Origin of the sequence: Anabaenopsis sp. FSS-46, from assembly GCF_029891665.1 — a bacterium.
GTDB lineage: Bacteria > Cyanobacteriota > Cyanobacteriia > Cyanobacteriales > Nostocaceae > Anabaenopsis > Anabaenopsis arnoldii.
Genome location: NZ_JANQDG010000040.1, coordinates 41,148 through 52,764, shown reverse-complemented (window position 1 = coordinate 52,764; position 11,617 = coordinate 41,148). Strand labels below are relative to the sequence as shown.

Genomic DNA, 11,617 nt, shown 5'->3' with positions numbered 1-11,617 from the left:
GAAGCAGCAGCAGCGTTAGAATTGGCGGTAAAGGCTAGAGGTGATTTTGTCCCAGCTTGGGATTATCTGAGTGTAGTTTATAGGGGATTACAGCAACTGGATAGGGCGCTGGATGCTATCAATCAGGCGATTAAGCTGGAGCCTGGTAATCCTAATTTGTATAATGTGAAGTATTTGGTGTTGTCTGATTTAAAGAGGTATGCAGAGGCTGAGTTGGCGATAAATCAGGCGATTAAACTCAGTCCCCGTGCTGCTTTTTACAACAATCGCGGTATTGTTTACGTTAACCTGCAGAAATGGGATTTAGCATTGGCTGATTTCACCCAGGCTATTGGGATTAATCGTAATGAGGATCTAGCTTACTACAATCGCGGTAATGTTTACGCTGACCTGCAGAAATGGGATTTAGCATTGGCTGATTATAACCAAGCTATTGGGATTAATCCTAATGATGCTGGTGCTTACACCAATCGCGGTGGTGTTTACTATAACCTGCAGAAATGGGATTTAGCTTTGGCTGATTACACCCAAGCTATTGCGATTAATCCTAATGATGCTGATGCTTACTACAATCGCGGTATTGTTTACGCTGACCTGCAGAAATGGGATTTAGCTTTGGCTGATTACACCCAAGCTATTGGGATTAATCCTAATTTAGCTCTAGCTTACACCAATCGCGGTAATGTTTACTATAACCTAGGAGACATCAACAAAGCCAGGGAAAACTTGCAAAGAGCAGCGGAATTATACCTCACTCAAGGTCGTACCGCTGAATATGAACAAGTAATTACGATTATTACGCTTTTAAACTGACTGTAGGTGCAAGATCCCCGACTTCTCACATCATCACAGATAATCTAGGATAATTTAGCTAGAAGTCGGGGATCTGTGTGTCTGTGGGAGGGGATGGTAAGGCGATGTTAAAGGCGATGTTAAATGCGATGTTAAATGCGATCGCCACCAAGGGAAGCGTTACAAACCCCCGTCTCAAAGCCATAGAAAATAAACCTTTGCGTACCTTTGCGTACCTTTGCGCCCCTTTGCGTTTAACAACAGATATAGTCGCCACCTAAAAGGGGTTAAAATTTACGTTTGATGCTACACGGGGAGCCAGGGGTTAAAAACCCCCGTCTCAAAGCTAAAGTCAGATAAATCTGACTAGAAAATCATCTATTTGATTATCTGGACAAGAGGCGATAGCGAAGCGCTGCTACAAGGCGATCGCGTCAGCGCCGTTAAATCACCAATTCCTCAAAAAAATTAACTATCACCAAATTCTTGTTGAAAAATAACCTCAATTTGTTCTTGCAGAAGTGGAACTTTATTTTGCACAATGTCCCAAATTGTTTCATTTTCTAGACTGAAATAAGTATGAGCTAAAATATCTCTTAAGCCTGCTATTTTCCGCCACTCAACCGTAGGATAACGATTTCTAGTTTCCGTTGGTACTTGCTTAATTGCCTCCCCGATAATTTGCAGATTTCGCAGCACAGCATCAAACCTCAACTCATCTTCAAAAAACTGGTTATAGCTGATACCTTCGGTATAACGCAAAACCTTGTAACAACTGTTCAAAATATCCTCAAAATACAGTCTGACACTACGAGACATAGATGGCCTCTGTTTCAATGACATCTCTAATTTGAGGCTTTAACATCTTCTTGCTAACTAGATCTACGGGACATCCCAAACTATCCTCCAGAAAAAACTTTAAGTCCATGTAACAATCAAAGGTCACCTTACCGTCAAACTCCACTAATAAATCAATATCACTTTTAGCCGTGGCCTCATCCCTCGCTACCGAACCAAATAAAGCCAGAGATTTTACACCATAACCCCGAATTTCTGCCCCATGAGCTTTTAAAAAAGCGATTAAATTTTCTCGGTTCATTTTTTTAATCCTCCAGGATTTTTCGCTGATTAGCTCCAATAGATAAAAATATGAGCAATCTAAATCGCCCAAAGGTAGAGAAACCACTTGGCGTTAAACAGTATAATCAATCATGGTCTGCAAAGCATTTTGTAAGTCTTTGGTCAACTGACTGACAGCTTGACGAGTAGCAGGGCGATCGCCTTGAGATTTTTGCCAGCGTTCAGTAACAGAAATTGGTTCACCGACAGTAATCGTCGCTTTCCTTAAACCTAAACTAGGTCTACCGGGGAGAGTAGACTCCTGAATCCGAGAGAGCAGATCAAACATTAATAAAGCTGTTTCCGCTAACCTTTCGGGGGTTGGTTTTTCCTGAATATAATTAGCTGTCACACCTACAAAAGTTTCTACTATCCTCATGTGTTGCATTTTCAAATCTGCTTCACAGGCCACCCAGTCTGCTAACCCACGTTGGAAGGGTGCTAAAGCGTCAATATCTGCTAGATCATCCCGGTAGATATAATTCCAACCCGCTTCTTCTAAACGACGACAGCGATCAATAAAATTACCTTGTGGTGTTACGCCAAAATATTCTTCCGCCACCTGTAAGGCTATATCCATTAAATGATGTAATCTACTAATTATCATCTGGTTACGGGTGGTAGATTGATCCACAGAGTTAGTTTTAGGTATGTCTCGATGATAGAAACGGCGGTAAAACTCTTCCATCTGGGTAATTAAATACTCAGCCAAACAACAAACACGTTGATAGTAAACTTCTAGCTGGTGATTAGTTCCTTGCTCAACTACCCCCAAACCGCTATCAGCTTCTAACTTACTTAATAGCCAATTCAGTCTTGACCAAGGTGGCTGGACGTAGCTATACTGAATAGCTACCGGGACAATAAACACAGTCTGATCACCCTGGGCTTTTTCCAGGTCTTCTACACACCAGAAACCTAATTGGGCTACACCGGGTTCTAAGGGGCTAACAATTCCACTATGACCATTATTACCTCCTTCTGGTGCAACGGCGATGGGCATTTGCCCATGACTAAATAAATCCCGTGCTGTTTGAATGGCTTTTCTATCTAATCGGCGACCACGACGAATGGGGACACCACCCACCCTAGAAAATAACCATCCTAACCAATCCCCAGCCCATATAGTCATACCCCGGTCATAGAGAAAATAGCTATGGAGGGGCGATCGCAGTTGAATATCCTGCTGGCGTGCAACCCGGGGTAAAATGTAGGAAAGTAGATAGAGCATACACAGAGGGTCTTCTACCTCCGGGTGACGAAATGCAATCAAAAAGCGAATTTTCCCAGCCTGGAATTGTTGATAAAGTTTAGCTAAGGTCTCCACATTCTCACCTTCCACTTGCACAATTCCCGCAGGTAACCAAGGTCTAGTACGAAAACGTAGCACAATAGGCAATAACCACCGGAAAATCTGTAGTATAAATGGGTTAAAGTGATGGGGAATGAATTTGAGTGGTGGTTGGGTAGAACGAATTGACTTAGGCAAAGTGACCCTCCAGATTATTATGTAGTTGGTATGTAAAGGATTATGTAAAGGATTAAGTAATTTGAATATGAATACACCCGAAGATGGGCGAAAGTACGCGCCAGCTACACAAAGGAATCGTGAACCTATTCTAGAGGTACTGTTACAGGTGTTACCCCCAACTGGTACTGTTTTAGAAGTCGCTAGTGGCACGGGTGAACACGCTGTATATTTTGCGCCCCGTCTTACCCCCCGCCGATGGTTACCTACTGAACAAAATCCTTTATTACGTGCTAGTATTAAGGCTTGGGCTAAAGAATATCCATCAGATAATCTTTACCCACCCTTAGAACTTGATGCTAGTATGGCGAGTTGGACAGTAGAGAAAGATGCTGCACCAGACTTACCCATTGTAGCTATAGTTAATATTAATATGATTCATATTTCGCCCTGGTCAACTTGTCTAGGACTAATGGCTGGTGCATGTCGCATTTTGCCCCCAGGGGGAATACTCTATTTATATGGACCGTTTAAACAAAATGGAGAGCATACAGCACCTAGTAACGCTGCTTTTGATGAATCTTTGAGGGCGCAGAACCCAGCTTGGGGGGTGCGTAATTTACAGGATGTGATTGCAGCAGCTACCAGGGAAAATATGAACTTAAAAGCAACTTACCAAATGCCGGCTAACAATCTCTCTGTAGTATTTGAACGCTCTTGACCATGGAGATTAGCAGACTCGAACTGCTGACATCCTGCTTGCAAAGCAGGCGCTCTACCAACTGAGCTAAACCCCCATCAACTATAAACAGCTTTGAGAAACAGTTTTTGCTGATTTTTAATTATTATATCATTACTCAATAGATTATGCAAGAAAAAAATCAGGTAGTGGCGGCGCTGTATAAATTTGTCAGCTTACCGGACTTTGCCGAGAAACAAGAACCCCTACTGTCTTACTGCCAATCACAAGGTATTAAGGGGACTATTTTATTAGCAGCAGAGGGCATTAACGGGACTATTGCCGGCTCGCGTCAAGGAGTTGACTCTGTTTTGGCGTTTTTGCGTTCTGACCCTCGTTTAGCAGACTTAGAACACAAAGAGTCATATACTGAAACACAGCCCTTTGAACGCCTGAAGGTGCGGTTAAAGGCGGAAATTGTGACTATGGGTTTACCAGAAGTTGACCCAAATCAGCAGGTGGGTACTTATGTCAGTCCTCAAGAATGGAATGATTTGATTTGTGACCCGGAGGTGATTGTCATTGACACCCGTAATGATTATGAAGTGAATATCGGTACTTTTAAAACAGCACAAAATCCCCAAACTAAATCTTTCCGAGAGTTCCCGGAATATGTGAGTAATAACCTTGACCCCAATCAACACAAGAAAGTCGCTTTGTTTTGTACAGGGGGGATTCGTTGTGAAAAAGCCTCAGCTTTTATGCTCTCCCAAGGTTTTACGGAGGTCTATCACCTCAAGGGTGGTATTCTCAAGTATTTGGAATCAGTACCAGCAGAGGAAAGTTTGTGGGAGGGTGAATGTTTTGTTTTTGATGAACGGGTTGCGGTTCGTCATGGATTGGAGTTAGGTAGTCATGAGTTATGCTTTTGTTGCGGATATCCTATTTCTGAGCAAGATAAGGCTTCTCCTCAATATGAAGAAGGTATTTCTTGTCCTCACTGCTTTGATAGTCTGACTGCGGAAAAAAGGCTGCGTCAACAGGAGAAGTGGAAACAGTATAGATTACAGCACCTTTTTTCTGCATGAGCCATACCAGGGCGGGCTTTCCTGCCCACAGAATGAGATTTATAATATTTGGATTCTTTTATATTCCAACTTTTGCCGAATCAGTTTGAGAATCTCAAGACCCAATATTACAGGCTTTTGCGATCACTCTTGCACAATTTCATCTTCTTGTTGTTTACTTTCCTCCAGAATTTGCTCTAGTCTGGCTTGAATTTCCTTGTGTGTTTGCACACCTTCAAAGGCATAACGATTATAACCATTACGCTCGATGATTTCTTCTAAATAGCGTATCCGGTCTTGAGATGCGGGGTGTGTACTCAAATAGGCGGGGATAGTTCGTCCTTTTTCCTGTTGTTTGATAGTAGCAAAGAAATTGCGTAAACCATCAGCAGCATAACCCGCACCAGCTAATACACGAGTACCAACAACGTCGGCTTGAGTTTCTTGTTGACGGCTATAATCTAGGATTGCTAAGGTAGAGATCAAATTACCAAAAGGGATAATTTGCCCAATATTTCCCAGGAGATTGGCGTTAGTTATCCGATCAAATCCATGAGATAAAACTGCGTGACCAACTTCGTGTCCTAATAGTCCGGCTAATTCTGCTTCTGAATTGAGCGCCATAATCGCCCCGGTATTGACAAATACCTTACCACCGGGTAGAGCAAAGGCATTGAGAGAATCATCTAAGATGACATTAAATTCATAATCAAAATCATTGCGCCCCATTAAGTTGGCAATGTTATTACCAATGCGGCTAACGTATTCTACAATGGTGGGGTCTTCTATCAAGGTTGATTGCTGCTTATAAGCTGCTGCAACCTGCGCCCCCATAGCTGACTCACCTTGCAGGAGCAAAGGAGCTAATTTGACAGCTTGGAGATTGGCATTACCAGTTAAAATCCCAATTGCAGCACCGACAATGCCCTGCGATACCACTTGTTGATTTAGTTGACTACGAAAGCGGTTAAAATTATTTTCAGCAATACTGGTAAATTCCTCGGCTTGGGGATGATCGGGGTAAGTCATCGCAAATTGACGCGCAGTAATAGAGGCTTCTAACCATTGTTCAGCTTCTTGCTGGGTTTTAATCAGGGCTTGATTTAGTTCTGCCGATTGGGGGAAAATACTGATGGCACGCTCTAAAACAGGTAGTATATCTTTCTTATCACCATATTTTTTCGTGGCTTCTGCATAGAGTGTATATGCAGGGGTGAATTCTGGATGTCTTTCTAGAAGCATTTGTAAAGGGACAAAGATTTTACTGGTAAGTCCCTGTTGCATTCCCTCGGTGGCGTTGCGCCAATATACTCTCCCAGCGCCCGAAAGTTGTTCTGGGTCAGTAATTGGCTCAGGAAGCTTACTTGTGGCTGTTTTCTGAGGAAATGGGGTTTTGACTTGGCGGTAAAGTTTTTCGGCTCCTGCGGTATCTCCTGCTAGGTATAATTGATCTGCTTTCACCAGAGTTTGCAAGCGGTTAGCTACATTGGGAGTTTGTGCTGCAGAAATGATGGGTATTGCTAGGTGAAGACATAAGAATAAAACTATACCACAGGCTACCCATAGCAAGGGCATTTTTTTCATGCTTTTTTCCCCGATAATGGTAAACTAACCAAGACAGATGTATTTTAGGCGATCGCACTCGGTTTCTTTTATCTGTGCAACACAGTAATTTCACTATAATATTTTCCCCAAATATTATCCAGGGTTTCTGAAAAGTTTATAAAAATTTATACTAAAATCACTAAAATAGCGATCGCCCCTCCCATAAACCGCTTTTCCCTTGGGTTGAGATATAGTCAAAGTGTAGTCATTGTTTTCAAGCAGGTTGATCAATAGCGATCGCCTTTAGTGGTGACTAAAGGCAATTCAAAACAGGATAATTATTTCTTATGGGCTAAAGTTAAGCCATCGGCGATGGGAAGTAAACTCAAATTAATCCGCTGGTCTTGGTGTAGTTTTTCATTAAGGGCGCGAATGTTGGTAGTGCGATTGTCTTGAATTTCTGGGTCGGCTACACTACCAGACCAAAGTACATTATCAATCAAAATTAATCCCCCTGGTCTGACTAGTTGGAGCGATCGCTCATAATAACCGTCATAATTACTTTTGTCAGCATCAATAAAGGCAAAGTCAAAGGTTTCTGCTGCACCTGCTGCTAATAATTGGTCTAATGTCTCCATTGCTGGGGCAATGTGTAAATCAATTTTATCTGCAACCCCTGCTTTTTGCCAATAACGACGGGCGATCGATGTAAACTCTGCACTCACATCACAGGCTACTACCCGACCATCGGCAGGTAATGCCAAAGACACCACCAGGGAACTATAACCCGTAAATACTCCTATATCTAAGGTTTTTTTTGCCCCGATTAATTGCACCAGCAAGGCCATAAACTGTCCCTGTTCCGGTGCAATCTGCATCACAGCCATCGGATGCTGGGCTGTTTCTGCCCTCAGTTGGGAGAGGATTTCCGGTTCCCGTAAAGATACGGATAATAAGTAGTTATATAGTGATGGTTCTATTCCCAGTGTTTTATTTGCCATACTTCAGTGAAATTAACATCCAGATGATTGATTTTACTTCTTGAGAGTGAGAAAAGCTAATTTGTCTTTCCACCTCAAGAATGATAAATTTCTATATTTTCATAGTTAACTTAAAAGCAGATGAACAGGAGCAATCCTGACATTCCAAGAGAGTTGTGTACTTGTTTTCAGTGGTCAGATTAAGAGCGTGTGTCAGGTGTGAGGATCACAATGTCAGCTAAACCTAGTTTAGCTGACATCCTGGGTAAAACTGCCTGAACTTGAACATTATCAGTTGGGAGCTAAAGCATAAATTTTAACCTTGGATTGAGGTATTAATCCGAGGTTTGCTTTTAGGAATCTGTGAATTGTTTTTTCTTGATTAATTTACACATAAAATTATCCTATGCCAGAAGAAATATTACAACCACCACAGCAACAAAAACCACCCGGTAAAGAGTCAGAAATGAAGCCCCGTCCCAAAGCTGATGATCCGCACTATCAAGAGTCAACGGCTAATTACTTGTAAAAAACAACAACTACAACCTATGACATCCCCAAAACCATTGCTAGGTACAGACTTAGTAGATTGTGCTAGAGCAAATGCCAAGCAAGGAATAGAAATTGCTGCTTATCAATGTGGGTATGGCGATGATATTAATAGTTTTAGCCAGGCCCTGAGAGAATCTTGTCAGACAATGAATTTAAAGGTGAGAGAACTCAATGAATTAATTACTAATCAAGACAAAATTATAGAATTAGGCACTGGGGAAATTGTCGCCCCTGAAACATCCTCACAGTTATAACCCTAAAATTACTCGCGCCAAATTAAAGTAAATCAAAACACCCAGGACATCAACGGCTGTAGTAATAAACGGTGCTGACATCAACGCGGGGTCTAGGCGGAAGGAGCGGAATAAAAATGGCAGTGCAGAACCTGAGACAGAAGCAATCACAGAAATAGCCACCAAACTGCTACCTACAGTAAATGCGACCTCTGGGCGGTCTTGCAAAAAATAAGCCCAGACTGTGGCGATACCACCTAACATTAGTCCCAAAAAAGCCCCGGCGATCGCTTCTCTGCCAATTACCTGCCATGCTCCCAGGGATCTGATTTCATCGGTACTCATGCCGCGAATTACCACTGTAGAAGATTGAGCGCCCACATTACCACCAGTACCTGTGAGCAAAGGGATAAAGGCCGTCAGTATTACCACTTGTTCTAAGATATCTTCCTGGGACTTAATAATTGTGCCAGTGATTGTATTAGTGATGAGTAAGACAAACAACCATAGTACCCGCTTCCGGGCAACTTGTACCAAACTCATTTGAAAATAGTTATCACCATCGGACTGCACACCACCGCCCAGGGCGTAGATATCTTCAGTAGTCTCCTGTTCGAGAATATCAATCACATCATCAACCGTGATAATACCTACTAAACGCTGTTCTTTATCCACCACAGGTAGAGCTAAAAAATCATATCTTTGAATTAATCTAGCGACTTCTTCTTGGTCTGTATCAGTGTAAACAAACACAACTTCACGGGTCATAATTTCGCCAATGGTTTGCTCTGGCTGAGATACTACCAACTCTCGTAAAGAAACAATACCCGTCAAACGCCTGACGCTATCGGTAACGTAAAGGTAGTAAATCGTTTCACTCAGATGAGCCAAACGGCGAATGCGTTCTATGGCTTGAGATACCGTCAGACGTTCTTTGATATAAATTAACTCTGGGGTCATGATCCGCCCAGCTGTACCCGCTTCATAACCTAAGAGTTGGGCTGTAGCTTGACGTTCTGCTGGGCTGAGTTGTTCTAGCAAGCGGTTGACAACTTTGGCTGGTAACTCGTCAAATAATCTGGCGCGGTCATCCGGGGACATTTTATCTACAATGTCACGGACATCCTGGCTTTTAAGTTCCTCAATTAAATGTTCTTGAACACTATAGTCGAGATATTCATACACCTCAATAGCCTCAGTTTTAGGAAGCAAGCGAAAAACCAAAGCTTGCATTGCTTCTGGTAAACCTTCAATGGCCTCAGCAATATCCGCAGGTTGTACGGGTCTGAGAATAGATTTTGCTGCTTGTAAGTCCCCCAATTCTAGGAACATTCGTAGCTCATTTCGCACCAGGTCTTGCAATTCGCTACGGCTGACATTTGGAGTGGTGAAGTTGAAATTATTTGTTTCAGTCAAAATCTACTTTCCTCATGCAGTTGCAACAGGTTTACTACTTTTAGTTTAGGGGAATAATGAGTTTTATTGACGTAAATTTAACTCAGGCACTCTGTGGTACATCGCCGGTCAATTATTAATCTGCTTATGGCTAATTTCCGCCATTCCTACACTTTCCCTGAGAGTTTTTTGGGCAATTTTTGTGATATATACTGTTATGGCAATAGTGGCAAGTAACCCAATTATTTGCATGACCCATTGCCAGATTTGCGCTTGTGGATGACTGGGCTGATTGGGAGTATTGACCATGGCTAAATCACCGGCTAAGGAACCTATATAAACGTACATAACTGTACCGGGAATTATGCCCAAGGAACCTAAGATATAGTCTTTTAGAGAAACTTGTGTAACTCCAAAGGCGTAATTTAACAAGTTGAATGGGAAGATGGGAGATAAACGCGTGAGTAAGACAATTTTCCATCCCTCTTTAGCGACTGCTAAGTTAATGGCTGTAAATTTAGGATATTTATCAAGCTGTCGAGACACCCAATCACGGCATAAATAACGTCCGATCATAAAGGCTACAATTGCTCCGATCACTGCTGCAATTAAGACATATACAGACCCCCAAAACAGACCAAATAAGCAACCACCTTTGATAGTTAAGACAGAACCTGGTATAAATAATATAGTTGCTAAGTTGTAAATTATCATATAAGCTATGGGTGCTAAAATACCAAGACTTTGCACCCCTGAGATGGCATCATTGAAAACTTGTTTAACTGGGAAATATCGCGCCAAAATAATTAGGCTAGCAACTAGAAAACTAATTATTAATAATTTAAGTCTTCTATGTAATTGGTTTTTTGTATCCATAAAATATTTCTTTAATCCTAAGGTACTAAAACACAAAGGGAGTTTAATAAAAGATGAATGGTATCCAAATATTAAGATGTTTAATTTTTGGATATATTAATATAGGATATTTATCAAGTTTTTATCGCCGATACCAGCGGCGAATGCGTTTCGGTGATATACCCAGAAGGTAAGCAGTAATCACTATTTGATTCAGGATTGTAGTGTAAAATACTCCTTTTTGCAACCATCTCCGCGCAGAAGTAATAACTGGTACAGGGATGATGATAATTTTGCCGATGCTTTGTAAACGACGGATGAGTTCAAAATCCTCCATGATAGGTAAATCTGGAAAATGACCAACTTGATCGAATACTTCTGCTGTTAAAAATATTGCCTGGTCACCATAGGGCATTTGACAAAAACGCGATCGCCAATTTACTCCTTTTTCTACCCATCTCAAAGTCCACAGGGTGGCATTAATCTGTAAAGCAAAGGCTCCCGCTACCATCTGCGGCTGTTGTACCGCTGTGCGAATCATACCATCAAATCCAGGGGGTAAGCGTGTATCGGCGTGGAGAAACAGGAGGATGTCCCCACTTGCAGCCATAGCACCTGTATTCATTTGAGTAGCACGACCAGGAGCAGAGGCGATGACCTTGACGTTTAAAGACTCAGCTATGGTAACAGTGTCATCTTGTGAGCCACCATCTACCACGATTAATTCTACATTAGTGCTGGGTTGAGTACAAGCGATCGCCTCTCGAATATTTCCTGCTTCATTATAGGTGGGGATAATAATTGAAATTTTGTTATACACTGCTTTTGTGAAGTCTCACAAGAGGTTATTTTAGAGGATATTTAGAATAATACTTGGAATTGAAATACCCCCTTCCGTGTATGAGAGGAAGAGGGTTAGGGTTATCTTATCT

Annotated in this window: 13 protein-coding genes, 1 tRNA gene and 1 pseudogene; 6 read left to right on the top strand and 9 right to left on the bottom strand. The window is 41.9% G+C overall.

The annotated features are described in order from the left end of the window. The coding region (locus tag NWP21_RS04170) for a tetratricopeptide repeat protein (protein ID WP_280791725.1) at positions 1–813 on the top strand (813 nt) is incomplete at its 5' end. Between the two features lie 77 nt (positions 814–890). Beyond that, complete coding sequence (locus NWP21_RS04165) at positions 891–1,073, top strand: hypothetical protein (protein ID WP_280791724.1); 183 nt, start codon at positions 891–893, stop codon at positions 1,071–1,073. A gap of 187 nt (positions 1,074–1,260) precedes the next feature. Here the strand turns inward: NWP21_RS04165 and NWP21_RS04160 are convergent, their stop codons facing one another. The 3 genes from NWP21_RS04160 to NWP21_RS04150 form a co-directional block, all read right to left on the bottom strand. Next, the gene (locus NWP21_RS04160; protein ID WP_280791723.1) at positions 1,261–1,611 is read right to left on the bottom strand and encodes a DUF86 domain-containing protein; all 351 of its coding nucleotides are present in this window, start codon (positions 1,609–1,611) and stop codon (positions 1,261–1,263) included. After that, positions 1,601–1,891 carry a nucleotidyltransferase family protein gene (locus NWP21_RS04155; RefSeq protein WP_200989234.1) on the bottom strand — a complete coding sequence of 97 codons (291 nt, stop codon included), beginning with the start codon at positions 1,889–1,891 and terminating at the stop codon, positions 1,601–1,603. Before NWP21_RS04155 ends, NWP21_RS04160 begins: the two co-directional genes overlap by 11 nt. Positions 1,892–1,984: 93 nt before the next feature. Beyond that, positions 1,985–3,400 (bottom strand): 1-acyl-sn-glycerol-3-phosphate acyltransferase, encoded by a 1,416-nt coding sequence (locus NWP21_RS04150; RefSeq protein ID WP_280791722.1) that lies wholly within the window; start codon positions 3,398–3,400, stop codon positions 1,985–1,987. 67 nt (positions 3,401–3,467) lie between these two features. Here NWP21_RS04150 and NWP21_RS04145 point away from each other — a divergent pair, with 67 nt between their 5' ends. Further along, a complete protein-coding gene (locus NWP21_RS04145) occupies positions 3,468–4,100 on the top strand; it encodes a DUF938 domain-containing protein (protein ID WP_280791721.1) in 633 nt (210 codons plus the stop codon). Positions 4,101–4,103: 3 nt separating this feature from the next. Here NWP21_RS04145 and NWP21_RS04140 read toward each other — a convergent pair. Then, positions 4,104–4,176: transfer RNA gene (locus NWP21_RS04140), tRNA-Ala, on the bottom strand. 70 nt (positions 4,177–4,246) lie between these two features. Here NWP21_RS04140 and NWP21_RS04135 point away from each other — a divergent pair. After that, positions 4,247–5,146: a rhodanese-related sulfurtransferase gene (locus tag NWP21_RS04135; RefSeq protein WP_280791720.1), complete on the top strand. Its 900-nt coding sequence runs from the start codon at positions 4,247–4,249 to the stop codon at positions 5,144–5,146. 123 nt (positions 5,147–5,269) lie between these two features. Here the strand turns inward: NWP21_RS04135 and NWP21_RS04130 are convergent, their stop codons facing one another. After that, positions 5,270–6,709 carry a M48 family metallopeptidase gene (locus NWP21_RS04130; protein ID WP_280791719.1) on the bottom strand — a complete coding sequence of 480 codons (1,440 nt, stop codon included), beginning with the start codon at positions 6,707–6,709 and terminating at the stop codon, positions 5,270–5,272. 299 nt (positions 6,710–7,008) lie between these two features. Next, a complete protein-coding gene (locus NWP21_RS04125; RefSeq protein ID WP_280791718.1) occupies positions 7,009–7,671 on the bottom strand; it encodes a class I SAM-dependent methyltransferase in 663 nt (220 codons plus the stop codon). Between the two features lie 385 nt (positions 7,672–8,056). On the opposite strand from NWP21_RS04125, the pseudogene NWP21_RS04120 reads away from it, so the two are divergent. Both NWP21_RS04120 and NWP21_RS04115 read left to right on the top strand, forming a co-directional pair. Further along, positions 8,057–8,161: pseudogene (locus NWP21_RS04120) on the top strand (NAD(P)-dependent oxidoreductase); the annotation flags it as partial. 37 nt (positions 8,162–8,198) lie between these two features. Beyond that, positions 8,199–8,456 (top strand): hypothetical protein, encoded by a 258-nt coding sequence (locus tag NWP21_RS04115; RefSeq protein WP_271730962.1) that lies wholly within the window; start codon positions 8,199–8,201, stop codon positions 8,454–8,456. Here NWP21_RS04115 and mgtE read toward each other — a convergent pair. From mgtE to NWP21_RS04100, 3 genes are all read right to left on the bottom strand, one after another. After that, complete coding sequence (mgtE, locus tag NWP21_RS04110; RefSeq protein WP_280791717.1) at positions 8,451–9,851, bottom strand: magnesium transporter; 1,401 nt, start codon at positions 9,849–9,851, stop codon at positions 8,451–8,453. The genes NWP21_RS04115 and mgtE overlap by 6 nt on opposite strands. A gap of 108 nt (positions 9,852–9,959) precedes the next feature. Beyond that, positions 9,960–10,706, bottom strand: a complete 747-nt coding sequence (locus tag NWP21_RS04105; RefSeq protein WP_280791716.1) for a TVP38/TMEM64 family protein — start codon at positions 10,704–10,706, stop codon at positions 9,960–9,962. A gap of 121 nt (positions 10,707–10,827) precedes the next feature. Next, complete coding sequence (locus tag NWP21_RS04100; RefSeq protein WP_271730959.1) at positions 10,828–11,505, bottom strand: TIGR04283 family arsenosugar biosynthesis glycosyltransferase; 678 nt, start codon at positions 11,503–11,505, stop codon at positions 10,828–10,830. Positions 11,506–11,617: the final 112 nt, after the last annotated feature.